The 26,306-nt window shown below is 39.0% G+C and carries 22 protein-coding genes and 1 tRNA gene; 18 read left to right on the forward strand and 5 right to left on the reverse strand.

Going from position 1 to position 26,306, the window contains the following annotated elements; genetic code table 11:
• From FTV38_RS06400 to rpmE, 5 genes are all read left to right on the forward strand, one after another.
• The coding region (locus tag FTV38_RS06400) for an integrase core domain-containing protein (protein ID WP_180005052.1) at positions 1-206 on the forward strand (206 nt) is incomplete at its 5' end.
• Positions 207-394: 188 nt separating this feature from the next.
• Positions 395-796 carry a lactoylglutathione lyase gene (gloA, locus tag FTV38_RS06405; RefSeq protein ID WP_078190168.1) on the forward strand — a complete coding sequence of 134 codons (402 nt, stop codon included), beginning with the start codon at positions 395-397 and terminating at the stop codon, positions 794-796.
• A 222-nt stretch (positions 797-1,018) separates the two neighbouring features.
• Positions 1,019-1,993 carry a bile acid:sodium symporter family protein gene (locus FTV38_RS06410; RefSeq protein ID WP_180004882.1) on the forward strand — a complete coding sequence of 325 codons (975 nt, stop codon included), beginning with the start codon at positions 1,019-1,021 and terminating at the stop codon, positions 1,991-1,993.
• Between the two features lie 55 nt (positions 1,994-2,048).
• Positions 2,049-2,519, forward strand: coding sequence for a hypothetical protein (locus FTV38_RS06415; RefSeq protein WP_180021982.1), 471 nt, complete (start codon positions 2,049-2,051; stop codon positions 2,517-2,519).
• Between the two features lie 217 nt (positions 2,520-2,736).
• Positions 2,737-2,961 (forward strand): 50S ribosomal protein L31, encoded by a 225-nt coding sequence (rpmE, locus tag FTV38_RS06420; RefSeq protein WP_078190165.1) that lies wholly within the window; start codon positions 2,737-2,739, stop codon positions 2,959-2,961.
• Positions 2,962-3,044: 83 nt separating this feature from the next.
• On the opposite strand, the gene FTV38_RS06425 is transcribed toward rpmE, so the two are convergent.
• Genes FTV38_RS06425 through epmB form a run of 3 tightly spaced genes read right to left on the reverse strand, consistent with a single transcriptional unit; the run spans position 3,045 to position 7,932 of the window.
• Complete coding sequence (locus tag FTV38_RS06425; RefSeq protein ID WP_180021983.1) at positions 3,045-5,174, reverse strand: EAL domain-containing protein; 2,130 nt, start codon at positions 5,172-5,174, stop codon at positions 3,045-3,047.
• A complete protein-coding gene (locus FTV38_RS06430) occupies positions 5,156-6,901 on the reverse strand; it encodes a GTPase (RefSeq protein ID WP_180021984.1) in 1,746 nt (581 codons plus the stop codon). The genes FTV38_RS06425 and FTV38_RS06430 overlap by 19 nt, the downstream gene beginning before the upstream one ends.
• A 14-nt stretch (positions 6,902-6,915) precedes the next feature.
• Complete coding sequence (gene epmB, locus FTV38_RS06435; RefSeq protein ID WP_180009345.1) at positions 6,916-7,932, reverse strand: EF-P beta-lysylation protein EpmB; 1,017 nt, start codon at positions 7,930-7,932, stop codon at positions 6,916-6,918.
• Between the two features lie 388 nt (positions 7,933-8,320).
• On the opposite strand from epmB, the gene efp reads away from it, so the two are divergent.
• From efp to FTV38_RS06470, 7 genes are all read left to right on the forward strand, one after another.
• A complete protein-coding gene (efp, locus tag FTV38_RS06440) occupies positions 8,321-8,890 on the forward strand; it encodes an elongation factor P (protein WP_067762759.1) in 570 nt (189 codons plus the stop codon).
• Positions 8,891-9,084: 194 nt separating this feature from the next.
• Positions 9,085-11,187 (forward strand): carbon starvation CstA family protein, encoded by a 2,103-nt coding sequence (locus FTV38_RS06445; protein WP_078190161.1) that lies wholly within the window; start codon positions 9,085-9,087, stop codon positions 11,185-11,187.
• Between the two features lie 13 nt (positions 11,188-11,200).
• Positions 11,201-11,503, forward strand: a complete 303-nt coding sequence (locus FTV38_RS06450) for a YbdD/YjiX family protein (protein WP_078190160.1) — start codon at positions 11,201-11,203, stop codon at positions 11,501-11,503.
• A gap of 230 nt (positions 11,504-11,733) precedes the next feature.
• Positions 11,734-12,690, forward strand: a complete 957-nt coding sequence (locus tag FTV38_RS06455; protein WP_180004888.1) for a MoxR family ATPase — start codon at positions 11,734-11,736, stop codon at positions 12,688-12,690.
• A 12-nt stretch (positions 12,691-12,702) separates the two neighbouring features.
• Positions 12,703-13,608, forward strand: a complete 906-nt coding sequence (locus tag FTV38_RS06460; RefSeq protein WP_180021985.1) for a DUF58 domain-containing protein — start codon at positions 12,703-12,705, stop codon at positions 13,606-13,608.
• A 3-nt stretch (positions 13,609-13,611) separates the two neighbouring features.
• Positions 13,612-15,624, forward strand: coding sequence for a DUF3488 and transglutaminase-like domain-containing protein (locus FTV38_RS06465; protein ID WP_180021986.1), 2,013 nt, complete (start codon positions 13,612-13,614; stop codon positions 15,622-15,624).
• A gap of 32 nt (positions 15,625-15,656) precedes the next feature.
• A tRNA-Val gene (locus FTV38_RS06470) sits at positions 15,657-15,733 on the forward strand.
• An 86-nt stretch (positions 15,734-15,819) separates the two neighbouring features.
• Here FTV38_RS06470 and FTV38_RS06475 read toward each other — a convergent pair.
• Together FTV38_RS06475 and FTV38_RS06480 are read right to left on the reverse strand one after the other, a co-directional pair.
• Positions 15,820-16,566: an IS5 family transposase gene (locus FTV38_RS06475; protein WP_168377779.1), complete on the reverse strand. Its 747-nt coding sequence runs from the start codon at positions 16,564-16,566 to the stop codon at positions 15,820-15,822.
• Positions 16,567-16,969: 403 nt separating this feature from the next.
• The gene (locus tag FTV38_RS06480; protein ID WP_078188630.1) at positions 16,970-17,398 is read right to left on the reverse strand and encodes an OsmC family protein; all 429 of its coding nucleotides are present in this window, start codon (positions 17,396-17,398) and stop codon (positions 16,970-16,972) included.
• A 148-nt stretch (positions 17,399-17,546) separates the two neighbouring features.
• Here FTV38_RS06480 and crp point away from each other — a divergent pair, with 148 nt between their 5' ends.
• From crp to FTV38_RS06510, 6 genes are all read left to right on the forward strand, one after another.
• The gene (crp, locus tag FTV38_RS06485; protein WP_168377778.1) at positions 17,547-18,257 is read left to right on the forward strand and encodes a cAMP-activated global transcriptional regulator CRP; all 711 of its coding nucleotides are present in this window, start codon (positions 17,547-17,549) and stop codon (positions 18,255-18,257) included.
• 202 nt (positions 18,258-18,459) lie between these two features.
• Positions 18,460-19,509 (forward strand): NADP(H)-dependent aldo-keto reductase, encoded by a 1,050-nt coding sequence (locus tag FTV38_RS06490; protein WP_180021987.1) that lies wholly within the window; start codon positions 18,460-18,462, stop codon positions 19,507-19,509.
• A gap of 346 nt (positions 19,510-19,855) precedes the next feature.
• Complete coding sequence (gene clpB, locus FTV38_RS06495) at positions 19,856-22,435, forward strand: ATP-dependent chaperone ClpB (protein WP_180021988.1); 2,580 nt, start codon at positions 19,856-19,858, stop codon at positions 22,433-22,435.
• Positions 22,436-22,660: 225 nt separating this feature from the next.
• Positions 22,661-23,497, forward strand: a complete 837-nt coding sequence (locus tag FTV38_RS06500) for a hypothetical protein (RefSeq protein ID WP_306669391.1) — start codon at positions 22,661-22,663, stop codon at positions 23,495-23,497.
• Positions 23,497-25,047, forward strand: coding sequence for a GH3 auxin-responsive promoter family protein (locus FTV38_RS06505; RefSeq protein ID WP_180021989.1), 1,551 nt, complete (start codon positions 23,497-23,499; stop codon positions 25,045-25,047). Before FTV38_RS06500 ends, FTV38_RS06505 begins: the two co-directional genes overlap by 1 nt.
• 1 nt (position 25,048) lies before the next feature.
• Complete coding sequence (locus FTV38_RS06510) at positions 25,049-26,215, forward strand: GNAT family N-acetyltransferase (RefSeq protein ID WP_180021990.1); 1,167 nt, start codon at positions 25,049-25,051, stop codon at positions 26,213-26,215.
• The last annotated feature ends 91 nt before the right edge of the window (positions 26,216-26,306 follow it).

Here is a 26,306-nt window from a genome sequence, read left to right on the forward strand (position 1 = left end):
ACTGTTACCAGAATGCATTAGCAGAGCGGATTAATGGAATATTAAAGCAGGAGTTTTTAATTACACGATGTCAAACCATGAAGGAGTTAGATCACTTAATTGCGGAATCTATTATGATTTATAATTGTTATAGACCACATTTAAGTTTAAATATGAACACCCCGAATCAGACGTATGAGCAAACTAAAACCGAGCTAATTGCTTAACTCGGTTTGAAGTGGAATACTGTCAATCTATTTCAGGACAAGACACTGTTAAATAGCCTAAGCAAATTTATGATTTAAGGCGAGGATATTTGAAATAAGTGGGTATATGCGTTCTAGACTTAAATTGAACTTTGTATGTTAAATCCCTATAGTATTCAAACATAATGATAGATTTAGGAAACTCGATTATGCGCATGCTGCATACCATGTTACGTGTAGGCAATTTAGAGCGTTCATTGGCGTTCTATACTGAAGTACTCGGTATGACTTTGCTTCGTAAGCGTGATTATGAAGAAGGTCGTTTTACTTTGGCATTTGTGGGCTATGGTGATGAAGAAAATCATACTGTACTCGAGTTAACGCATAACTGGGATACAGATAGTTATGAGTTGGGAAATGCGTATGGCCATATTGCTATTGCAGTAGATGATGCCTACAAGGCTTGTGAAGAAATTAAAGCACGTGGCGGAAACGTGGTACGTGAAGCAGGACCAATGAAAGGTGGTGTGACCGTCATTGCCTTTGTTGAAGATCCAGATGGCTATAAAATTGAGTTGATCCAACAAGACTCAAATGCACGAAATAATTAATCTGCAATTATTCATTTAAAGTCATATGTAATGCTGAATATTCTTATTTATAATTTTTTTTGCGTTGAGCTCACTATCAACGTTTAAAATAATGAATATATCGGAGAAAAGCTGGCTTTATTTACATGGCCCAGTAAGATGAAATTTACTCAATGGTAAATTTAGCTTATTGGGCATTTTTTTGTCGATGCGTTTAAAGGGAAATTTGTACAGGATGTTGTTATGCTGAAAATGTTGGCTTTGGATCGTTTTACCATTCTACTTTTTGTAATGGTCATACTTGCGACTTTTTTGCCTGTTAGTGGTCAAGCTGCAGAAATCTTTGGCTATATTACCACGGCTGCAATTGCCATTTTATTTTTCCTTCATGGTGCAAAGTTATCTCGTGAGGCTGTGGTTGAAGGCATAATGCACTGGAAGTTACATGCTTTAGTTTTTGCTTTTACCTTTGCATTATTTCCATTATTGGGTTTAATGGCGAAACCAATTCTCGTGCCGATGTTAGGGCAAGAGTTGTATTGGGGCTTTTTGTTTATGTGCTTTTTACCCTCGACAGTACAGTCTTCTATTGCATTTACTTCGGTAGCACAGGGTAATGTTGCTGGCGCAGTCTGTAGTGCATCATTTTCAAATATTATTGGGATGTTTATTACCCCAGTGATGGTGGCCTATTTTATTCTTGGTCAGTCACAACATAACTACGATCCGACGGCATCTATTATCCAAATTACCCTGTTATTACTGATTCCCTTCATTTTAGGGCAGCTCCTCCGTCCTTGGGTGTTTCCTTATATGAAGAAAATGCCAAAAATTGTGAAGGTATTTGATCAGGGCTCAATTTTGATGGTGGTCTATGGCGCATTCAGCAGTGCGGTGGTGGCAGGGCTATGGCATCATGTGAGTGGTATGACTTTATTCCTGTTGATTGTGGCGTGCTCTGTCTTGTTAACAATCATTATGTTATTGGCGTTATATGTACCACGTTGGTTGGGGTTTAGCCGAGCTGATCAAAAGACGATTTTCTTTTGTGGTTCTAAAAAAACCTTGGCAAGTGGCGTGCCCATGGCACAAATTCTATTTATTGGTCAGCCGATGGGGATGATAGTTTTACCAATTATGATCTTTCACCAAATTCAGCTGATGGTGTGTGGTGTGATTGCCAACCTTTGGGCAAAACAAAGCCGTGGGCAAGAATAAGGGCGAGATGAATAGGTCCTTTTAAAATACCTTATATAGATGAAAAGAAAAAATCATGAAAATTAAAACAAGCTTCTTCATTTTATTCTTGGGTCTGAACACAGTCGTTCATGCTCAAGAGGATTTATCTTTAAATAGTAACCGTGATGTCATTGAAAAAATGCCGCTCATTAGCCTGCAGCCTATGCTGGATTTTTGTCGTGATCGACAACCACAGATGAATACGGAATTAGATCAGGCTTATCAAACTGCAAAGCTTAAATTAATTGCTGCGGTTCAGGCTGTCCGTTTTAAGGGTGTAGAGCCATTAAAGGCAAAAGATGTTGATCTGTCAGTCGATGCACAATTTAAACAGCAGCTTCAAAGTATTTTAGAGGGTATGAGCAGATCATTACAGTCAGTAAATGCTACGACGTTTTGTCCTGCATTTATTGAAAGATTAAACCATTTTGATCAAGCCCAATTTCAGCGTACAGTCGAATTACAATATCAGAAATATTTAGAGCAAGCTCAACCTAAAGAGTAGAGCGATTCAGCCTTGAATATCTATTTATTAACATTAAAAAATCAGCTATAATTTGCCCCAACTTGTTGTGCTTAGCTCTGACGGTATCCGTCTCGGTGGGCCAAAAGAATGGTCTGTTATGGTGTTGGTCTGCTTTTTTAAGCCTTCCTTGTAGCGATACAAGAGTGATCAATTGCGATGACAGCTAAACCTTCTTAAATCTTAGGAGTAATCGACGATGCGCGCCGATATTCACCCAAAATATGAAACTTTAGTTGCTACATGTTCATGCGGTAACGTAATTGAAACTCGTTCAGCTCTTGGTAAAGAAACTATTTACCTAGACGTATGTTCTGCTTGCCACCCATTCTACACTGGTAAACAGAAAAGCGTTGACACTGGCGGTCGTATCGACAAATTCAAGCAACGTTTTGCTGGTATGTCACGTTCTATCAAACGTTAATATCCAAAACGAAAAACGGGCTTTATGCCCGTTTTTTTGTGCCGATAAAAAAGATAAACCTTAAATCGGCAATGTTCAGAACCTTATTGGTCCTGAACATCGATGAGATGGTCGAGTTTCTTCTGGAAATAATCGCCTTGAATAAAGCGAGCTTCGACATTCCAAGCATTGGCAAACAGTGTCATGTCATTTAATTCACGTAACATGATTTCAACAGTTTTGATTTCATGATAAGTGGTAATTTTTTCTTGGAGCTCTTGGCACGACTTATCGTTTGCAAGCATTTTGGTCAAACTTGAATCTAATGTTAAGCAGTGAACATCCATTTGGCGTAATAATGATTCACTAAACATCGAATGACCAAAATTGCGTAAAGCCAGTTCGGCACCATTTTTACGAAGTTCTACAAATGCTTTTTGAGCGGCATCGATATTGAGCTGAATGTCTTCTTCGGCAAATTGTAAAATCAGTGGATTTTTCAATTTACTACGAATAATCGTAATTAGTTTCGAAATAAACTCAGGGAAGGTGCGGTCGTTATATAGCACTTCTTTGTTCAGGTTAACGATTAATTTAGCTTCAGGGAACTGAGTGATGAAGTTGTGTAGCTGTTTACACGATTCAACCAAGATCCAACGATCCAATTTAATGGAAAGCTCCGAGTCTTCAGCTAACTCACGCAGTTGGGCGATATCTTTCCATTTATTTTCAAAAATAAAGCCGCTGGTTACTTCATAAGTATAAAGATGAGAATCTTCTTTATCATACAGTTGTTGATATTTAAGATGAATTTCACCGCGTTCTAAGCAGTTACGAAGGGCCTTAATAACAGGAGCTTCATCACTAACGACAATCGGTGCAATTTGCGCTTCTGGTGTACCAAAATCCAAACTTGGAATATCAATTTCTAATGGAATCGTTAAATCGATTTCAGGCGCTTGTTGGTTGGTAGGTAGCGCAGTATTAAAGGCTTTTGCAACAAAGGTTTCAAAATGTGCTTCATCACGAATATCGCTGTCTAAAACACTGTATCCCATGCGTAAATTTAATGGATAAGTTTCATTATTTACACTGAGTAATTGAGGTTTGCTCAGGGTGTTAAGACCAATTAATTTAGACTCAAGTTTGAGCTGATTATCCGCTTGGAATAAGGCAACGATTGCACCATTGTCTAAACTAAATAATGGAGCATGTGTTTGATCTTTCAAGAAGTCTTTAATATTGGTGAAATAGCTTTTATAAGTATTCCAATCTTTTTGAAAAATCGCATCTGAGCAAGAAGCCAAAGTAAATAGCACTAATGCATTTACATTGGCAGGTTGTTGACCGATGGTACGGTTGAGTTGTTGAAAAGCTTTTGGTTTTTGTGGGCTGGCTTCAACTGGCGCGGTGCTTACAGCATTGCTGCTTTGACTGCCAATTTCAATTGCGAGCTGTAAAGCATCTTCTTCAGCTGCGGCAATAAATTCGAGTTTTAGTGGGTTTTGCCCAGCCACTGCGATATTTTGCGAAACAAGATCAAAACGTCCTAAATCGAGCTGCCCTTGGCTAATTTTTTTAAAGCGTTGTTTAAAGTCGTTGAGGTCAGTAGGTTGTAATAGATCAAGTAAAGGCAGACCAATTACATCATCTTCATTTTTTAGACCAAACAAAGTGAGATATTCAGCATTGGCTTGAATATGAATGCCTTCTTGAATCACGGCAACCGCTTTACGACTATCTTCAACTAAAGACTGGGTTTGGATTTGAGCTGTTTCGAGCTCTTCCATTAAATGTTGCTGCGATTGTTGTAGGCGACTAAAGGATAAAGCACGGATTAAACCAAAATAGAAACTCTCAGGTTCAGCAATATCGACAATGTCATAAATCCCTTTTTTGACTAAACTTGCATATTGTTCTGCTTGATAGTCTTCGGGTTTAAGTAAAATAATCGGTAAATTCGGTTGGCTCGATAGTTGAACTAAACTTAAAGCTTGTTCATATTTTAAATCATAAGCACGTCCAAAAATGATCAAGTCCCAATTGAGATTCAGCTGTTTTTCGAAATTTTGTAAATCATCAAGTAATATGGCATGAACTTGATGTTCGCTGTCTGTCAATAAATCACGTATCTGGTTAAAACGTATTTGATTATCATCAATAATGAGTAATCGAGTTTCCGTACGTTTTAGTTTTTTGGATAGTAATGGATTTCTCACTTTAATGCTTCCCATAAGTCGTTATTTTTGATCTCATTGCTCTGTTTCGCAATATAGTCTTTAACGACATTTTCTTGCTCTTCATTCAATAATTCATATTCAAAGCGAATAAAGCTTTGTGTCACCAACTGCGCTTTGGTGAGATAGACTTTGATGTCTTCTTTGCCTAAGCGAAGGTGGATCGTTTGTTTCTCTCGGAAGAGATTTGCCCCAGGTAAAATTAAGGTCGTAGACACTTGATCAAGTTGTGTGGTCTGTACCAATAAAGCAGGTTGATGATTTGTTGTATTGCGGTCGGTACGAATATGGGCTGAACATGGATACAAATCTTGAGCCAGTACTTCGAGACCCAATTCCAAACTTTTTTCAGTCGATTGTTTGATCCAACGAACAACACCGCCACGCCATTGGCTTTGAGCATTTTCTTGGATCAAAATAAATTCGCCGGTTTTTAAATTAGCAGGGGTAGGGCCAGTCCATTTAATGCGATAACCATTCACACTAATATCTAATACGTCAGCGGTATGAATCTGTTTTGCTTCACGATCTAGCGCTTTCGCATTAGTCATGCCTGTTGGCATATTTGAATCATGCGAATTGACAAAAGAGGCTTCATTGTGGAATTGATAATTGCCTTCCAAATCTAAAGTTTCGTGGAAGTTTTTACCTTTAGAGAGATAGAAATGCGCCACCATTAAGCTAAAGCAAATATTAATTTGCGCAGAATATTCATAACGTTCATGACGGCGTTCAGTGTTGTTGGTCAAAATATTATGAATATGGAAATATAGCGCTGGAGTTAAAAATAACTTTTCATTTTTAGATAAATAATTGGCATTTCTAGTTTGCGTTTCGGTCAAATGATCGAGCAAGTTTTGCGTTGAAATGTATACATTGGCTTGATAAGACCGATCTTGTTTTGAGTTATAAATCGGTGGGTGATCTTTTTTCGTGTCTACAACATAGCGTGAAAGCGTGGTTTCTTTCGGTAGGATTTGAACCAATTTTGCCCAGTCAAAGCTACATAAATACAAACCTTGGATTTCAGCAGGGCGAATCTGATGATTATTGAAAATATCTAATAAGATTAATTGTGCATAAGCTTGAGCAATATTTGCAATTTGATGTTGAGTACCCAGTAACTGATTGACATTACTTTGATAGAAATTGTGTTCAATGGCACATTCAATCAGTTGATGTGCCGCAATCCATTGACCTGCAGTCGGTGTGGCATACAACATATGTTGTTGATACAACAACAGTGTCAGTTGTTGCAACGCATAGTAGATTGATGCAATTCGAGCGGTTTGTAAGCTTTTTTTATGGCCGAATGAAAAAATCGAAAACTTTTGTTGATTAAGCTGCTGATTACATCGTTTGGCAATATCAATATAGATTTTGGCAAAGTGACTGCGTAAAAGCATCGCCAATTCAATGATTTGGTCATTACGATCCGTGGTAATGAGGCTTTGATTGGTAAAGTGTTTTTCTAAGCTTGTGAGCACACTTTCCATAGTCGGATGTAAAATTTGAACCAAATCAAAACGTAACATCTCTTGGCATTTCAGCTCGGAGATTTCAAGTAAGGCATTGAATAAAGCTTTAGATGAGGTACCCAATTGTAAAATTGAAATACCGTTTAACCACTCTTGCAGACCTTTAGCATTGGTCGGACAAAAGCTTAATTTATCCAGCTTTAATTCAGTCGGATTGTAAAACGTATCTGAAGTATGCGTGGTCATCTTTATTATTTAACTCAAAAAGTTGAAGCCCCAAAAAGCGGTGTCTTGTTTTTTTCGCCCGCTATTTCCCGTACAAGTTTAGGAACCAAATAACCAGGTAGGTTCTCTAAAACTTTTTTATAAATTAAATCAATATCCTGAGCTGGTGTATCAAAATGATGAGCACCTTTTACTTTATCCAGAACATGTAAATAATATGGCATTACACCTGCGTCGAATAAGCGGTAACTTAAATCGACCAATACATCTGCAGAATCATTAACCCCTTTTAATAAGACTGCTTGGTTCAGCACGGTGATTTCTTGTTTGACAAGCTGTTGAAGCTGGCTACAGGTGAAGTCATCTAGCTCTGATGCATGATTTGAGTGTACCACTAGAATAATGCGTAGCCTACTGTTTTTTAAAATAGAAACCAGCTCTTCATCGACACGGTTGGGGATTACGATAGGAACTCGTGAATGAATTCTCAAAAATTTAATTTGTGGTAAAGTCGATAAACGTTCAATCCACACTTGAACTTTACGATTTGATAGTGTGAGCGGGTCTCCACCACTTAAAATCACTTCATTAATATCGGGTTGTTGTTCGATATATTGCTTAATGTTTACCCAATCGTCATTTTTAGGCAGGTTTTCTTGGTAGGGAAAATGCCGGCGGAAACAATAACGGCAATGGACCGCGCAGGCACCGGTTAAGGTCAGTAAAAAACGAGACTTGTACTTATGTAATACACCAGGCTGTTGGTTGGCTTGTTCTTCACCTAATGGGTCGGTAACAAAACCGGCGTGTTCTTCGAGTTCTAAATGATGCGGTAGGACTTGGAGTAAAAGCGGATCGAGCGGATTACCTTTTTGCATTTTTTCAACAAAAGCTCGCGGCACGCGTAGGCGAAACTCATCTGCTGCGAACTGAGCACCCGATAATAACTGATCATGCGAAAGTTCTAATACATCGAGTAATTCTTGAGGATTTGTTATCAAATCACTCAATTGGGTTTGCCAGTTTTGCTCTTGAAATAAATAGTTTATCATGCTGAATGTTTAAAAAATGCAGAAAGGTGTGTGGGGAATATTGCTGAAATTAATGCGTCGAACTTTGAAGTGTAAGCTGAAATAATTCCGATAAAGCTCACAACGGATGAAGCCTACGAAACATTTATTAAGTTTCAGTCAACAGCAATTTTACCTGTTTGTGGGCATTGTATAAACAAAGTTCTTTAATGTCTGAGTGTAAGTTAAGCAGCTTGACCCCTTTAATGGGGATTTTTTCGTTGCGACATGGTGCATTGGTCATTTAGAATACGCAATATCACATTAATGTGCATGTGGCAGCCAATGTTACAGTCAGTACTTGCTAAATGACATGTTACAGCCCATAGCATCTATAGATTAAAGTTAGTAAGTTTGGAGTGAGCCAGTCATGGCCTATTATTCTACGAATGATTTCAAGTCAGGCCTTAAGGTCATGCTTGACGGTAACCCATGTTCAATCATGGAAAACGAATACGTAAAACCAGGTAAAGGCCAAGCTTTTAACCGCGTAAAATTACGTAACCTTAAAACTGGTAAAGTTTTAGAAAAAACTTTCAAATCTGGTGATTCACTAGAAGCTGCTGACATCCAAGAAGTTGAAATGAACTACTTGTATAACGACGGTGAAATGTGGAACTTCATGGATCCAGAATCTTTCGAACAAATCGCTGCTGATAAAGTTGCTATGGGCGACGCGGCTAAATGGTTGAAAGATGACTCTAACGAACTTTGCACAATCATGTTATGGAATGGTGTTCCTTTAACTGTGAGCGCGCCCAACTTCGTTGTATTAAAAATCGTTGAAACTGATCCAGGTGTACGTGGTGATACTTCAGGCGGTGGCGGTAAACCTGCTAAGCTTGAAACTGGTGCAGTTGTACGTGTTCCATTATTCGTACAGCAAGAAGAAAGCGTTCGTGTAGACACCCGTACTGGTGACTATTTAGAACGTGCATAATGGTTTAAAAATAGACTATTATCGAAAGGGATGAAGTGATTCATCCCTTTTTTTATACCTATTGGTTTAAATTTTTATGCCAAAGTATTAGATGAAAAAGCCCATAACAGGAGTAGAGTTTCAAGGGAAGAAACAGCAGTACCTCGAACAAGAAAAATCAAGCTGATTTATTTCAACATTTATGAGGGATTGAGATGGAAACCATTCAACCGAAGTCAGGAATGGCTTCAAAGATTATCTGGCTGTTTGTAGCCATTCTAGGTGCCGTTTCATTCGGCATACTAGCACTCAGTCGAGGCGAGCATGTCAATGCAGTTTGGCTGATCCTTGCAGCAATCTGTGTGTATAGCATTGCATATCGTTTTTATAGTTTATTTATTGCCAATAAAGTCTTTGAACTGAATGAGCGACGTTTAACGCCTGCCCATCGCTTAGCTGACGGCTTGGATTATGTACCGACCAATAAAAGCGTTCTATTTGGTCACCACTTTGCTGCGATTGCAGGTGCAGGCCCATTAGTCGGACCGATCCTTGCTGCGCAAATGGGTTATTTGCCGGGAACTATTTGGCTCTTGGTGGGTGTTGTTCTTGCCGGTGCGGTTCAAGACTTTTTAGTCTTGTTCATCTCAACGCGTCGTGATGGTCGTTCACTCGGTGAAATGGCAAAACAAGAACTAGGTTCTTTTGCCGGAATCATCGTGATGCTTGGTGCACTTGGCGTGATGATCATCATTCTTGCGGTACTTGCTTTGGTTGTTGTAAAAGCGTTGACCAACAGTCCGTGGGGTGTTTTCAGTATCGCGGCCACTGTACCGATTGCGATTTTCATGGGTATCTACATGCGATTTATCCGTCCGGGTAAAATTGCAGAAGTGTCGATCATTGGTTTTGTACTGATGATGGCAGGGATTATCTATGGTGGTGACATTGCACAGCACCCATACTGGGGTCCATTCTTTACACTTTCAGGTACTGAACTAACTTGGTGGTTGATTGGTTATGGTTTCGTGGCATCAGTATTACCCGTTTGGTTACTGCTTGCACCACGTGATTACCTATCTACTTTCTTGAAAATTGGTGTTATTGCAGGTTTGGCAATCGGGATCATGTTTGCTTTACCTGAAATGAAAATGCCAGCGGTAACGCATTTTATTGATGGTACGGGTCCTGTATTTGCAGGCTCAATGTTCCCATTCTTGTTTATTACCATTGCCTGTGGTGCAATTTCAGGTTTCCATGCGCTCGTTTCTTCAGGAACGACACCGAAGCTTGTGAATAATGAAAAAGATATTCGCATGATCGGTTATGGCGGCATGTTGATGGAGTCTTTTGTTGCGATTATGGCTTTGGTCTGTGCAACGATTCTTGAGCCTGGTGTGTATTTTGCGATTAATGCGCCAGCAGCTGTGATTGGTACAACGGTTGAGTCCGCTGCAGAAGCAGTTCGTACATTAGGCTTCGTGGTAACACCTGAAGCATTGACCTTACTTGCACAAGAAGTGGGTGAAAATTCGATTCTGTCTCGTACAGGTGGTGCGCCAACATTTGCGATTGGTATGGCTCACATTATTACGGAAATTTTCAATAACCGTTCAATGATGGCATTCTGGTATCACTTTGCGATTCTATTCGAAGCACTCTTCATTTTAACTGCTGTGGATGCAGGTACGCGTGCATGTCGTTTCATGGTGCAAGATACAGTGGGTATCGTAGTTCCTGCGGTTAAAAACTCACATAATTTCTTCGGAAATCTGTTGGGTACCGCTGTGGCTGTCGCAGGTTGGGGCTTCTTCGTTTACCAAGGTGTGGTTGATCCACTTGGCGGTATTAATAGCTTATGGCCGCTATTTGGTATTGGTAACCAAATTCTTGCTGCGATGGCATTGATTTTGGGTACAGTGATTTTATTTAAGATGAAAAAACAAAAGTATGTTTGGGTAACGATTATCCCAACAGTATTCTTGTTTATTACTTCAATGACCGCTGGTTGGCAGAAGATTTTCCACGAAAATCCAAAGATTGGTTTCTTGGCTCAGGCAGATCGTTTTAACGCAGCAATTGCGAAAAATGAATTGTTGGCACCTGCAAAAACCATGGCTGAAATGCATACGGTTGCATTGTCGAATCAAATCAATGCTGGTCTTTGTGCATTCTTTATGATCGTGGCATTTGTGATGTTATTTGCAGCGATTGGTGTGGTGCGTCGTGCCTTGGCAAATCCAAATCCATCGGTGAATGAAGCAGAAGCGATTTACCGTGACCCAGCTGAAATTAATCCGTCAAATTCAGCACATTAATAGGGGAATATGAATGAACCTGAAGTTTGCAAAAAGTGGAAAAACGGTGATTTATAAAATCATTAAAATGACCATTATGTCGCAGAAGGATTTAATTCTGAACCCGAAAAATTGGTCACGTATAGCGACGTTGTGGCAACGTTTACAGCAAAGTTTCCGCTTGATGGTGGGGGTGCCAGATTACCAAAACTATTTGGAACATATGGCAAAACATCATCCTGATTTGGAAGCGATGGATGCAAAAACATTTTATCGTCACTGTGTAGATGCACGTTATCCATCAGCTGGTGGTGACATGAAGAAGTGTCCTTGCTAATGCTTTGACTTGTGCTAAAAATCCAATAAAAAAAAGCGTTCTTCGGGACGCTTTTTTATTGCTGAATTGTGATCAGTCGAAGCGATGACAACGCTTTTGTATACCCAATAAATATCAAGCGTATGTATTTAAAGTATTGAACTGGGTATGGCTTGGAGATAAACACTGTATTTTTAAATAAAACCCTGTATGTTAGTCATTCATTTAACTTTTTTATTGGGGAATAAAAGGTGTTTTGGGGATCAGAGAAAAGCCAACAAAATAATACATCAACGCTTTTAAGTGAGCAGAGCCTTGCGCCTTTTTACCCGAAAATAAATACATTCCTCGAACAAATTAACCAAATTATTTTGGATAAAAATCAGCAAACCAAATTGGCTTTAGCTTGTCTATTGGCAGGCGGGCATGTGCTATTTGAAGACTTACCTGGTTTAGGAAAAACGACATTATCTAGCGCCTTGTCACATTTGGCGGGATTAAAGTTTCAACGGATTCAATTTACCAATGACATGCTGGCCAGCGATGTGATTGGGGTAAATATGTTTAATCAAAAAGAACATCATTTTGAGTTTAAATCTGGGCCGATTTTTACCCAAATTTTATTGGCAGATGAAATCAACCGTTGTAGTCCAAAGACCCAAAGTGCTTTATTGGAAGCGATGGAAGAGGGGTATGTGACGGTTGATGGTGTGCGCTATGCTTTGCCTCAACCATTTTGGGTGATTGCGACACAAAACCCTTTATTTCAAAGTGGTACTTATGCCTTACCTGAGTCCCAGTTGGACCGGTTTTTAATGCGTTTGTCTTTAGGTTATCCATCGCGTCAGGCAGAGAAATTATTGCTCCAACAAACTTCACGCCATGATCTGATTGCGGCATTAGCACATATCTTTAATGAAGCAGAAATTTTACAACTACAAGGGTTTGTCGAGCAGATACATCTGAGTGATCGTTTAATGGATTACATTTTGGATCTTGCTGCTGAGACACGTAAGGGGAGACATGGTCTTTCTACTCGTGGTGTTTTAGCCTTAAAGAAAGCTGCGCAAGCCTATGCGCTGATTGAGCAGCGAAATTATGTGAATCCTGACGATGTACAAGCCGTTTTTACAGCTGTGGTATCTCATCGAATTGGGTTGTCAGATCTTGAAGCCTTTAAGCTTTTAGAACAAGTTTCGATCCAATAAAGGAGTTGAACCTTGGCTTCAATGTGGCAGCAATGGATTGAACGTCGATTTAAAATCGATCAGCACAAGCAGCTGACTCAAAAAGATGTATTGATCTTTATCTATCAGCAAGGCTACTTGTATTTGGTGTTAATTTTCATCACCTTTATTGCAGGTGTGAATTATGCCAATAACTTGATTTTAGGATTTTGCTTTTTAATTAGCGCCGTATTGTGTATTAGTTTCTATATTACTTTTAAACAGCTTCATGCGTTGCAGATTCAAATAAATGTTGTTGATATCCCGCAAGCTGGGGAATTACTTTTGGTCGATATTTACTTTAAACAAGAGGTTGAACAGGCGCGATATTTGTGGATTAAAACTGAAAATCAGCTACATAAATTATTGTTCAATACGCAACAGCACGGCTTTCAATTAAATTTTACAACCAGTCAACGCGGTGTTTTTCAGATTCCACCTATACAAATTTATAGTGTTTATCCCTTTGGTTTGGTTCGGGCCTGGACGTATTTGTATGCACAACACCCCGCGTGGGTTGCGCCACAAGCCAGTTTGCATTCCGTGGAAAATAAGCAACAACAGCAAAATTTTGAACCTGATCTTGATGAATTTCGCGAATTACGGAGTTTTCAGACGGGGGATTCACTTCATGCGGTGTCATGGAAACAAGCAGCACGAGGACAAGGCTTGTATGTCAAAGTTTTTGAGCAATATGAAGATCTAAAGAAATTGGAGATTCATTATCACCATATGCCAGCTCAAAGTCATGAAGAAAAACTTAGCCTCATGATGGGTTTGGTCGAGCAGGCTGAAAAAAATCACGATCAATATGCACTGTATTTACCTAATGCTGAGTTAGCATCAGGTACTGGAAAACTGCATTATTCCGAAGCAAAACGGTTATTGGCGCAGGCTTAAGAGATGATTGAAAATACCATACGCCGCTCAATATTACTCACTTTAGCATTGGTGCTCATTGCACAAATGCTTTATATCCCTGTGGCGACATCATTAGTATTTTTAGTTATTTGGCTTATTTTATTACTCAATACCCGCGCCAGTAAAAAACCATTTTCTAAAATTTTAACCTATGTGCTGACATTGACAGCATTATTTAGCATTTATATAAGCCATAAAACCTTTATTGGTGTTGATGCAGGGGTTGCAGTACTCAGTACATTTTTATTTGCTAAATCTTTAGAAACAAAAACACGTCGTGATGTAATTATTTTATTTAACTTTGCGATGTTTGTGATTGCCAGTAGCTTTTTGTTTAGCCAGTCTTTTGCCATGGCATTGGTTATTTTATTGGCGTTGTTGAGCTGCTTTATTGGATTATATCGTTTACAGACCGTTGGTTTTAGCCAAAACTCAGGCGGTGAAATACAGGCGATTAAACAAGATATTGGGCATGTGGGAAAATTTATTGGCTTAGCTGTTCCATTTTTTATTTTACTGTTTCTCTTTTTTCCACGCCTGCCGCCGCTATGGCATATTCCTATTCCTGAAAATAAAGCCACAACGGGAATCAGTGACAGCATGTCTCCGGGCGATATTGCTGAGTTATCACAGTCGAGTAGTTTGGCTTTTCGTATAATTGGTGATATTCAAGCCTTGCCAACACGTACAGAGCTGTATTGGCGGGCGATGGCATTAGATGAATATGATGGTTCTAAATGGACTAGTCATTTTTTTAACCAGAACGTTATACAGCTGAATCCAGCTGATTTAAAACCCAAGCGGACATTGAATTATCAATATTTGGCTGCCGACCCAAGTGTGATGTGGATTATGTCGTTGGAGCAATCCGTTCCCAATGAAGCACGTTTTGCATTAGGTCAAGATGGTCGAATTACACCCTACCGATTAACAGCACGTACAGAGCCGATTCAACTGAAATGGTTAGGAAGTGCAGAGCCGCCACAAATAAAAAATGTGGCTTTACTTGAAAAATTAAACACGCGCTATGTTGAAAACTTGGATGTTCAATCACAACAATTGGCCCAAACTTTATGGCAGCGAAGTCATCAAAATCCCGAGCGTTATATTGCCGAAGTTTTGCAATGGTATAAACAAAATCGCTTTGCATATACCTTAAGCCCAGGTGTATTGGGGCAAAATCGGATAGATGATTTTTTATTCGGATCAAGACAGGGCTTTTGCGAACATTTTGCTTCGAGCTTTGCAATGTTGATGCGCTATGTTGGTGTTCCATCGCGTATTGTCGTGGGATATCAAGGTGGTCAATTAGCACCAGATGGAAAAAGTTGGGAAGTTCGTCAACTTGATGCACATGCGTGGACAGAGGTTTATATCAATCAACATTGGCGTCGTATTGATCCGACGGCCATGATCGCACCGCAGCGTATCGATGGGGGGATGCAGGATTATATGGAACAAGATCGGACAATTTTGGGGAGCCAGCAGTCGACTTGGGCCTATCAACAATTTTCGATGTTGAAAAAAGTCCGTGTATGGAGTGATTATGCGAGTTACCAATGGCAAAGCAAAGTGGTGGGTTATAATGCTGAATCACAGCAACAATGGTTTAAAAAGCTCGGGGTAAATTCTGCTTATGCAGGTGGGTTACTTCTTATTTTGAGTATTGGTGGCATTGTAGCATTATATTTTATATGGATTTTGTGGAAAAAAAGAAAAAGCCTAAGCCCTCTTGAAAGAGAAATTGCCAAGTTTGCTAAGAATTTACCCTTGAGCCAGCAAAAAGTGGCTTCAGAAAGTTTTAGGCATTGGTTACAACGTTTGGCTGAAAATATACCTGAACAGGAAAGGGCGGCATTTGAACAAGTTATTACGTTATTTGAGCAGGAAATTTATGTAGGTACCGCGCTAAGTTCTCATGATATTCAATATTTTAAGGCTTTGCTTAAAACTTGTACGCAAAGTTTAAAAAACTCAGAAAAGGGCTTGTCATAAAAAATAAAAATGAATATGATTCTACGCATTCTAGGTTTATAGCTCAGTTGGTTAGAGCGCTACGTTGACATCGTAGAGGTCACCAGTTCGAATCTGGTTAAACCTACCAAATTCAAAAAGCAGAATCAAAATTATTCTGCTTTTTTTTATCTGAAATTATTAGGGTCTGTTGACATTTACTGTTCATAATTAACCCTATAAAGGTAGCCATAAAAATATACAGGCTAAAGCAACAGAACTTTGATAATTCCTTTTGAGCTTGTCATATCGAGTAGCTATTCCTCTAAATTCCTTTAATCTGCAAAACATATTTTCAACTAAATGCCTGATTTTATATAAATACCAGTCCATATGGTCATTGTTCGATTGGCTATTCGTTTTCCTTGGTATATTCGCTTTAGTCCTTGTTTTCCTGATCTGTTCACGCAGTGATTCTGAATCATAGCCTTTATCTGCGCATACCACTTTTGTCTCTTTTAAATCTAATGTTGATATTAAATCATGTGCAACTTTAACATCATGTGTGGTTCCATCGGTAATCATGAAATCAATAGGATTGCCATGTGCATCAACAATCAAATGTATTTTTGAGGAGTTTCCTCCTACACTTTTAGAAATAGATTGATTCGCTATGCCGGCAGAATGTTGATGAGCACGTACATGAGAGCCATCAATAAAAATCCACTCCATATCGGGGCATGAGGCTAGTAATTTGAATAATCTAAGTAACTTACCGCTGCTTGACCAACGATTAAAACGTTTGAAAATAGAGTTTGAATGACCAAAACAAGAAGGAATATCTCGCCACGGACAGCCTGTTCTAATTCTATAGAGAATAGCTTCAATAAAATTGCGTAAATTTGAGTTGTGGTGAATGGATAAATTACGCAGAATAACTTTCAACTTTTGCCAGTGTTGATCTGTCAGCATGGTACGAGGCATAGCGAATAGTAAAATTGGGTTTGGTGATTTGATTTTACTACTTCGCTATTTTTTTAAGCTAAAAGTGTCAACACACCCTAATTAAAGTGTTATTAAGACTATAGTTAAATCAAATCTACTTATATGTAAGGTGTTCTTCGCAATCGTTTTCAATCGTATTTGGCTTGAATAGATTCATATGGATTGAGTCGTAAAATCATCATGAGATGGAATTGGGTGTAAATGCATCTATGTGCAAATACATCAATTTGGATATTGATTGTTTAAGTGATTAAGCCAAACTTCTTTGGCTCATATTTCTGCGTTTATGACTATATAGCAGTGCTTTATACAATGTGTGCTTTAGCGGATTGTTTGAAACAAAAGAGCCGCATTCTATGCGGCTTTTAATTGAGCAAATATATTATGCCGCTTCAGCTTCTAAAATTTCAAAGTCATGGGTAATTTCTACACCACCATCCATCAGCATTTTACTAGCAGAACAGTATTTTTCAGCAGAAAGTTCAACCGCTTTTGCAACTTGCTTTTCCTTCACGCCATGACCAGTGACTACAAAGTGCAAATGAATTTTAGTGAATACAGCAGGAATAGTGTCGGCACGTTCTGCATTTAATTCACAACGAACATCAGTAATGTCTTGGCGTGCTTTCTTTAAAATCGTCACAATATCGAAAGATGCACAACCACCAAGTCCTGTTAAAATCAGTTCCATTGGGCGCGGACCACGGTTTTCACCGCCATATTCTTGTGATCCATCCATCATAACAGTGTGACCACTTTGAGTTTTTGCTTCAAAAGCAACATTCTCTAGCCAATGAACACTAGTTTGCATTGCAAGTCCCTAAAAAAAGCTATAAATTTACGCAGTACCTGTACACTAACATAAATTGAGTTGATAAGGAATTTCAACTCTTACGTGTGACAAGTTCACTTTAGGTCTTGTGCGATCTATAAATTATCCATATTCGGAAACTGTTAGCATGACTTCAAACTTTTCACAACTTAGCACAGATGCGCTATCTCCGGGGCAGTTACCTGAGTCGGTGAAGGCATTATTAAAACGTGCATATATCAATCGTTACCCAAAACGTACAACAATCGTTGATGCGGGCTCAGAATCTAAATCTTTGTATTTAATTCTTAAGGGTTCAGTATCTATCATTTTACGCGAAGATGATGAGCGTGAAATTGTGGTTGCGTACTTAAATGCGGGTGACTTTTTTGGGGAAATGGGTCTATTCGAAGCAAATGCACAGCGTACTGCAGAAGTGCGTACGCGTGATGTATGTGAAATTGCTGAGATTACCTATGAAAACTTTCATGAATTAAGCAAACAATACCCAGACTTAAGTTATGCGGTATTTGCACAGCTTGTACGTCGTCTTAAAAATACGACACGGAAAGTCACTGACCTTGCGTTTATTGACGTGTCAGGTCGAATTGCACGTTGCTTAATTGATTTATCTTCACAACCTGAAGCAATGATTTTGCCGAATGGTCGTCAGATTCGTATTACTCGTCAAGAGATTGGTCGTATCGTGGGTTGTTCCCGTGAAATGGTTGGTCGTGTTCTAAAAACACTTGAAGAGCAAGGCATGATTGAAACTGATGGTAAAGCGATTCTAATTTTTGATGCATCGCTTGAAGATAAAAGTCAATTGGCTTCTGACGAATTTGACGACGAAGAATAATCATTCTTCTAAATAAAAAAAAGCAAACTCAGGGGTTTGCTTTTTTTATGTCTATTCATTTCTCACTATTATATCTGAACAAGCTTTTCTCACATTTTTTGACAAATAAACAGAAAATTATGATTTAAACAAAGCCGATATCTTAGGTAAGCTACTTCGTGACTTATATATTGATATTTAAAATAAAGAGGGAATTTGTGGCATGCAATTTAAACCATTGGCACATAGCGGAATTTTAGTTCCAGAAATTTGTTTAGGCACTATGACGTTTGGTGAACAAAACACCCAAGCAGAAGCTTTCGAGCAACTGGATTATGCTTTAGAGCGTGGTCTTAACTTTTGGGATACTGCAGAAATGTATCCTGTCCCACCGAAACCTGAAACCCAAGGTTCAACTGAAACTATTATTGGTAACTGGATTGCAGCTCGCGGTGGACGTGATAAATTAATCTTAGCTTCAAAAATTGCAGGGCCGTCACAAGGCGGTAGTCATATTCGTGACGGGCAAACTAAATTTATTGCTTCGGAAATTGAGTCTGCACTGGATCATTCTCTTCAGCGCTTACAAACAGATTATCTTGACTTATACCAGTTGCATTGGCCGCAACGTCCAACCAACTTTTTCGGTAAATTGGGTTATGGCAATGCCGAAGCAAACAGTACGCAAACTATTACCAATTTAGAAGAAACATTGGTTGCTTTAAGTCACGAAGTGAAAAAAGGCCGAATTCGTACTATTGGACTCTCCAATGAAACACCATGGGGAACTTTAAAATTCCTACAACTTGCAGAAAAGCATGGTTTAGAAAAAATTGTCAGTGTGCAAAATCCGTATAGTTTGTTGAATCGTACTTATGAAATCGGTTTATCTGAAATTGCACACTACGAAGGCGTGGGCTTATTGGCATATTCACCTTTAGCATTTGGTTATCTAACAGGTAAATTCCGTCATGGTGCACGTCCTGCCAATGCTCGAGTGACACTATTTTCACGCTTCAGCCGCTATTCAAATGCGGAGAGTGAATGGGCAACAGAACAATATGCACAATTGGCTGAACAGCATGGTTTAACGTTGACACAGTTAGCACTAGCATTTATTAAGCAGCAATTTTTTGTCACCAGTACAATTATTGGTGCGACAAATCTAGATCAGTTGAAAGAAAATATTGATGCTTTTGAGGTGAATTTATCAGAAGACATTTTAAAAGGGATTGAAGCTATTCATCGCCAACAGCCAAATCCTGCACCTTAAGCTGAACTTTTTAGTGGATTAAGCAAAAGCCTGCATGTAAATGTGGGCTTTTTTGACATTTGTATTATTTAAGCAAATGGAAAATCATTGAATTTTATTGTCAGAAAGTCAGTTGAGTTGACAAGAAAATTGCCTAAAAATACATATGTATTTAAACAATATAATAAAGTACTAAATTCTTCAATAAATGACTTGAAAAGTATTCTATTTATACCAATATTATAATTGAGATTTATCTTTATCTTAAAATTAACTCATTGAAAAATATTTAAAAATGTATTTGAAATTTTAAATATGACTCCCATATATGCTTCAAGTACAGAATTTGTTGTGAGGAATAACAAGAATGCGATTCGAAAAATTCACAAACCGTTTGCAGCAAGCATTATCCGATGCCCAATCTTTAGCAATGGGGAAAGACCATACAGCCATTGAAGGAATCCATATTCTTTCGACATTGCTTGAAGAGCCTTCGAACCAAAGCTTGTTACAACAGGCAGGTGCTAATCTTCCTGAGTTAAAAACCAAGCTTCAGCAAGCCCTACAGGATACTGCCACCATTGCTACGCCTACAGGGGACATCAACCTAAATCCTGAAGCAGTCAAAGCGCTGAATTTAGCCGATAGTTTCGCTCAAAAAGCGGGTGATGAGTTTCTATCTACAGATTGGGTGATTCTTGGCTTAGCTGAAACGGGTAAAACCAAAACCTTATTAAATAGTGTAGGCGTAACGACAGATAAATTACGTAGTGCAATTGAACAAATACGAGGCGGTGAACAAGTCATGAGTAATAACCACGAAGATCAACGTGATTCACTCAACAAATATACCTTAGACCTCAATGCACGTGCATTAGAAGGTAAGTTAGATCCAGTTATTGGTCGTGACGAAGAGATTCGTCGTACCATTCAAGTTTTATCGCGTCGTAGTAAAAACAACCCGGTATTGATTGGTGAGCCGGGTGTGGGTAAAACTGCAATCGTTGAGGGCTTAGCACAGCGTATCGTCAATGGCGAAGTTCCTGAAAGTCTGAAAGGTAAACGTGTACTTTCACTTGACTTAGGTTCATTGCTTGCAGGTGCAAAATACCGCGGTGAATTTGAAGAACGTCTTAAAGCAGTTCTAAAAGATTTAGCCAAATATGATGGCGAAATTATTCTTTTCATTGACGAATTACATACGCTTGTTGGCGCAGGTAAAGGCGATGGTGCAATGGATGCTGGTAACATGCTTAAACCTGCATTAGCGCGTGGTGAGCTACGCTGTGTAGGTGCGACGACACTTGATGAATATCGTCAATATATCGAAAAAGATGCGGCTCTAGAACGTCGTTTCCAAAAAGTGATCGTTGATGAACCGAGTGTGGAAGATACCATTGCGATTTTACGTGGTCTAAAAGACAAATATGCAACCCATCATGGTGTGCAAATTTTAGACTCAGCGATTATTGCTGCGGCAAAAATGTCGCACCGTTACATCACAGATCGTCAGTTACCAGACAAAGCCATTGATTTGATTGATGAAGCAGCATCACGAATTAAAATGGAAATTGACTCAAAACCTGAGCCATTAGACCGTTTAGATCGTCGCCTAATTCAATTGAAAATGCAACTTGAAGCCGTGAAAAAAGATGCAGATTCAGTCTCAAAAGCTGAAGTTGAGCACCTAGAGAAACAAATTGCTGAAGTTCAAAAAGAATATAGTGATTTGGAAGAAGTGTGGATTGCGGAAAAACGTTTGGTTGACGGCACGAATCAGGCTCAAATTGAGCTAGATAAAGCACGTACTGCCTTTGAAAAAGCACAACGTGAAGGTGATTTAGCAGAAGCGAGCCGTTTGCAATATGGTGTTATTCCTGAGTTGCAAAAACGCTTGAATGAAGAAGAAGTTGCCGAGGTGAATGAAGAACCGAAACTGATTCGTACCAAAGTCACTGAAAATGAAATCGCTGAAGTGGTAAGTGCGGCTACAGGTATTCCTGTTGCAAAAATGCTACAAGGTGAACGTGAAAAACTCTTACACATGGAAGAGTTCTTACATAACCGTGTAGTCGGTCAAGATGAAGCGGTCGTAGCAGTATCAAATGCGGTGCGTCGTTCTCGTGCAGGATTATCCGATCCAAACCGCCCAAGTGGTTCATTCTTATTCCTTGGGCCAACAGGTGTAGGTAAAACTGAGTTAACCAAAGCTCTAGGTAACTTCTTATTTGACAGTGATGATGCGATTATTCGTATCGACATGTCAGAGTTTATGGAAAAGCATTCGGTGAGCCGTTTAGTGGGTGCTCCTCCGGGCTATGTGGGCTATGAAGAAGGCGGTGTATTAACTGAGGCTGTACGTCGTAAACCTTATAGTGTGGTGTTGTTTGATGAGGTTGAAAAAGCCCATCCAGACGTCTTTAACATCTTGCTTCAAGTGTTAGATGATGGTCGATTAACTGACTCACAAGGTCGTGTGATTGATTTCAAAAACACCGTAATCGTGATGACCTCGAACTTAGGTTCAACCGATGTTCGTGAATTAGGTGAAAACCCGTCGAAAGACGAAGTTCGTGCTGTGGTCATGGCTGCTGTATCTGAACATTTCCGTCCTGAATTTGTGAACCGTATTGATGAGCTGGTGGTTTTCCATTCTTTACAAAAAGCGCAAATTCGTGGCATTGCAGATATTCAGTTGGATCGTTTACGTTCACGTTTGGCTGACAAAGACATGAGTTTGGCAGTTGAAGATAGTGCCTTTGAGTTACTTATCGATGCTGGTTTTGACCCTGTATATGGTGCACGTCCTCTAAAACGTGCCATCCAACAACAAGTTGAAAATACACTGGCACAGAAAATCTTGTCAGGCGCGTTCCAACCGGGCGATACGATTGTTGTTCAAGCGGAAGGAGATCACCTAAGTTTTGACAAGATGAAACTCAATTAAAAGGTACAAATTAGCCACGTTCAGTTGTAAAAACAGAAACCCGGTTTAGGCCGGGTTTTTTTATTTTACGCTTTTCGTGATTTTCGTTTAAATACGTAAAGTTGATTGCATTTCATCATTTTCACCCACTAATATGACGCCCGCACGCATCCAACGAGATGGCTGTGTTCTGTAAAACAAAAACAATATCGCGCGTTCATCAAGAATGAATGGCAACAGGAAATTATGATTATGATGGAATTTAAACTGCTTAGGCAGATCAAAAAAGAACCTTATAGTTTATATAAACATACTGGTGACATCACTGTTCAAGAACTCAAACGCATGTATGGTATTTATCAAAAGTATTATGCCAATACCCGTTATGAAATTTTTGAACGCGACTTCTTAGAAAAAACCGGTGTTTTTTTTATTATTGAACCGAAAAATAATCAAATTGTCGGATTTTCGACGGTTATGGAACGTGACTTTGTTGTTGATGGTAAAGCCCGACATGCTTTTTTCAGTGGAGATACCATTATTGAGAAAGAGTATTGGGGAAATCGTGCATTAACTAGAGCAATGTTCCGTTATATTATTAGTTTTAAATTTCGTCATCCAAGAACACCTATATATTGGATTTTAATCTCTAAAGGCTTTAAAACTTATCTGCTCTTAGCCAATAACTACTACAGCTACTATCCACACTATGGTGAGAAAAATGCTCATCTCAAAGACTTTGTTGAATCGTACTGTAAAGAATACTTCTCAGAATATTATAACCACGAAACGGGTCTGCTGAATTTTGGCGAAGACTATCAACCACTCAAAGCAGATGTTGCGCCCATCACCCATGAAATGCGCGAAAATAATACCAAGATAGCTTTCTTTGAAGATAAGAACCCAACTTGGGTCGATGGAACAGAACTTCCGTGCATTGGTGAATTACGCTGGAGCGATTTATACCGTTATGTAAATCGATTCTTAACCAAGACCACCAGTGTGAGTAAACATGACAGCAAGTTACGTTATAAGTCACGTACATTGCATATTGCGACAGGTTCAGACTCGAAGGTGGCCTAATGGGATTGCTTCTCACTACAGCACATCAAGTTTTGAATATTGCCTGCCGTAAAGCATTTCAGCGCTATACACAGCAGGCAAATCAGCTGGAAAATGTGCAACGTAAAAAATTAAGTCATTTTTTAAAGCAGCACATTTCGCAAAATTTAAGCTATGAGCAATTTGCCAAAAAATATCCGCTTTCTCGTTATAGCAATTGGAAAAGCCAAATTGAACAATCCAGACAAAGTGGCAAAAATAGTTTGGGGCCTGAAAAAATTGTACGGTTTCAACCGACCAGTGGGTCGAGTGAAGCAATTAAATTCATTCCCTATACTCAGGCTTTTTTAGATGAACTGGATGAGGCTATTGGTTTATGGCTGACTAATTTATATCGGACACACCCACAACTTAAAAATTCAACGCATTATTGGTCGGTTTCATGGTTGCCTGAAAGCCAGCGAAAGCTTTTAGAAAATAGTAATTTAAATGATGACAGTGCGCTGCTTAATCTGTCGAAGCGAGTGTTGAGTAAAATTACTCAATCGGTACCGACTGAAATTGCGATGGCAAATTCAGCCGAAGATGCCATGTTTGCAACCGCGGTGTATCTCGTTGCAGATAAGCATTTAGGCATGATTTCGGTATGGAGTCCTACATTTGCATTGCAATTGCTGGATATTATTCAAGAACATCAAGCTGAAATTGTACAGGTCTTAAAAACTGGACAATGGCAACGTGATGGTTTGAGTTTTCTACAAGTTCCGAAATCTTGTCAACAATGCTATCGCTTACAAGACTTGGATTTAACCCAAGCAACGGCGTGGAAAAAACTGTGGCCTAAACTCAGTCTGGTTTCGAGTTGGGATACAGCGAGCGCAGAGCAATGGGCAGTACAGCTACAGCAACGAATTGCAGGGGTGGCATTTGAGGGTAAAGGTTTATGGGCAACTGAAGGCGTAGTGACGATTCCATTTGCAAACCGTTTTACCTTAAGTTATCAGTCACATTTTTATGAATTTATTTTGCAAGACAGCCAAAAAGTGGTGCCATCTTGGCAACTGAAAATAGGCGATATCGTTAGTCCTGTGATTACTACAGGTTCAGGATTAATTCGTTATGTGATTGATGATGAATTAGAAGTCACCGACTTTTATCAGCAAGTGCCATGTTTTAAATTTTTAGGTCGAAAAATGACGGTTGATTTGGTCGGAGAAAAGCTCGACCACAATGCAGCAGTTAAAGTCCTTGCAGAGTTTAAACAAGTGGATTATTTACCGATTAGTATCTTGGGTATCGAACAATGTTCTGTTAAAAAACCGCACTATATTTTACTCAGTGAAGGCAATGTAGATAAACAACCATCCGCTCAAGCACTAGACTGTTTGCTTAAACATAATTTTCATTATGAATTGGCACGCGATCTAGGGCAGTTGGATGAACCTGAAGTGGTACATGTACAAGATGCTTGGGACTACTACAAAACATTAGCCATGAACAATGGCATGATTGAAGGGAATATTAAGCCTGAGCCGCTTAAGAAAATGAAAACAAAAATAATTGAGTATTGAGATGGATATCGATGTGTTAGATGCACCGTTCGATGAAACGGCGCTATATCATTCAAAGAATGAGACTAAGTTTGCGGTTCGAAATGCGACTGTCGAAGATGATGAGCAACTAATGAAAATTAGTGCTGAGACTGTGCCAAGTAATGGTATTACATTATCTTATGAGCGTCACCCGAGTTATTTAGCTGCTAGCCACGCGCAGTATAATCGACCAGATTTAAAAGTGGTTGTCCCTGTGGAAGATCCATCTATCGTGATTGCGATGATGAATTTGGGATGGCGTTATTGTTATATCAATGGTCAGCCTGACCTGATGCGTTATGTCGCCGATTTAAGAATGAATCCAGCGTATCGTGGTGCTAAAGTCATGCGCTTATTGATGGACTATCTCCATGATGAAATACCACAAGACACGATTTTTGAAAGTGTGGTTTTAAACGACAATATTGTCGCTGCCAGTATTTTACATCATGAAAGATCTGGATTTCCGCTGCCATATTTTTATGATGAAATTCGAACCTTTACCGTTTCACAGGCAGTGAAACCAAAAACTTTCAATCAATATCAATTTAAAACGCTGACTGCTGAACGTGTAGATGAAGCAAATGATTTCATTTTAAAAATGAAAGACCATTATAATTTTTTACCTAGCTATGATTTTAATGCGTTGGTTGATGGTCAAAATCCATTTTGGGCAGGCTTAAATCTGGACGATTTTTATTTGATTTATGATCAGCACAATCAGTTGGTTGGACTCTATGGATTATGGAATCAAAAGAGTTTTAAACAAACCCGCGTAATCGACTATTCGCGTTCATTAAAGTTGATGAAGCCTTTTTATAATGCCTACGCGAGTGTGCGTGGTGTGTTATCACTGCCAAAAATTCAGGGAACTTTCGATTATTTAATGCTGCATAGTCCACTATGTCATCCTGAACATCTAGATGTATTTACAAGTTTGATTTTTCATGCCAAGCAACAGACCAAGCGACGTGGCAAAGAAACCTATTGTATTACTTTGGCAGAGAAGGACCCGCGTATAGGATGGATGAAAAATACCACCTCTCACGTGTTAAAAGCCAAGCACTATTTTCATAGTTTTAAAGGCAATCCATACGCTGCTTTTGATCGTAAACGTATTAGTTATTTTGAAGTTGGGCGTATATAGAGGAAGTGATAACGATCAAAAAATCAATTAAAACTGCCAAATCAATCATTTAAAATCATTCTAATTGTGTACTTATGTAACTGAGTTCTTC

This window comes from Acinetobacter sp. YH16044 (genome assembly GCF_013417145.1).
Lineage (GTDB): Bacteria > Pseudomonadota > Gammaproteobacteria > Pseudomonadales > Moraxellaceae > Acinetobacter > Acinetobacter amyesii.

Coding starts and splice junctions, on each gene's coding strand:
- gloA (WP_078190168.1), top strand. CDS start 395: ATGCGCATGCTGCATACCATGTTACGTGTAGGCAATTTAGAGCGTTCA.
- FTV38_RS06410 (WP_180004882.1), top strand. CDS start 1,019: ATGCTGAAAATGTTGGCTTTGGATCGTTTTACCATTCTACTTTTTGTA.
- FTV38_RS06415 (WP_180021982.1), top strand. CDS start 2,049: ATGAAAATTAAAACAAGCTTCTTCATTTTATTCTTGGGTCTGAACACA.
- rpmE (WP_078190165.1), top strand. CDS start 2,737: ATGCGCGCCGATATTCACCCAAAATATGAAACTTTAGTTGCTACATGT.
- FTV38_RS06425 (WP_180021983.1), bottom strand. CDS start 5,174: ATGGGAAGCATTAAAGTGAGAAATCCATTACTATCCAAAAAACTAAAA.
- FTV38_RS06430 (WP_180021984.1), bottom strand. CDS start 6,901: ATGACCACGCATACTTCAGATACGTTTTACAATCCGACTGAATTAAAG.
- epmB (WP_180009345.1), bottom strand. CDS start 7,932: ATGATAAACTATTTATTTCAAGAGCAAAACTGGCAAACCCAATTGAGT.
- efp (WP_067762759.1), top strand. CDS start 8,321: ATGGCCTATTATTCTACGAATGATTTCAAGTCAGGCCTTAAGGTCATG.
- FTV38_RS06445 (WP_078190161.1), top strand. CDS start 9,085: ATGGAAACCATTCAACCGAAGTCAGGAATGGCTTCAAAGATTATCTGG.
- FTV38_RS06450 (WP_078190160.1), top strand. CDS start 11,201: ATGAACCTGAAGTTTGCAAAAAGTGGAAAAACGGTGATTTATAAAATC.
- FTV38_RS06465 (WP_180021986.1), top strand. CDS start 13,612: ATGATTGAAAATACCATACGCCGCTCAATATTACTCACTTTAGCATTG.
- FTV38_RS06475 (WP_168377779.1), bottom strand. CDS start 16,566: ATGCCTCGTACCATGCTGACAGATCAACACTGGCAAAAGTTGAAAGTT.
- FTV38_RS06480 (WP_078188630.1), bottom strand. CDS start 17,398: ATGCAAACTAGTGTTCATTGGCTAGAGAATGTTGCTTTTGAAGCAAAA.
- crp (WP_168377778.1), top strand. CDS start 17,547: ATGACTTCAAACTTTTCACAACTTAGCACAGATGCGCTATCTCCGGGG.
- FTV38_RS06490 (WP_180021987.1), top strand. CDS start 18,460: ATGCAATTTAAACCATTGGCACATAGCGGAATTTTAGTTCCAGAAATT.
- clpB (WP_180021988.1), top strand. CDS start 19,856: ATGCGATTCGAAAAATTCACAAACCGTTTGCAGCAAGCATTATCCGAT.
- FTV38_RS06500 (WP_306669391.1), top strand. CDS start 22,661: ATGATTATGATGGAATTTAAACTGCTTAGGCAGATCAAAAAAGAACCT.
- FTV38_RS06505 (WP_180021989.1), top strand. CDS start 23,497: ATGGGATTGCTTCTCACTACAGCACATCAAGTTTTGAATATTGCCTGC.
- FTV38_RS06510 (WP_180021990.1), top strand. CDS start 25,049: ATGGATATCGATGTGTTAGATGCACCGTTCGATGAAACGGCGCTATAT.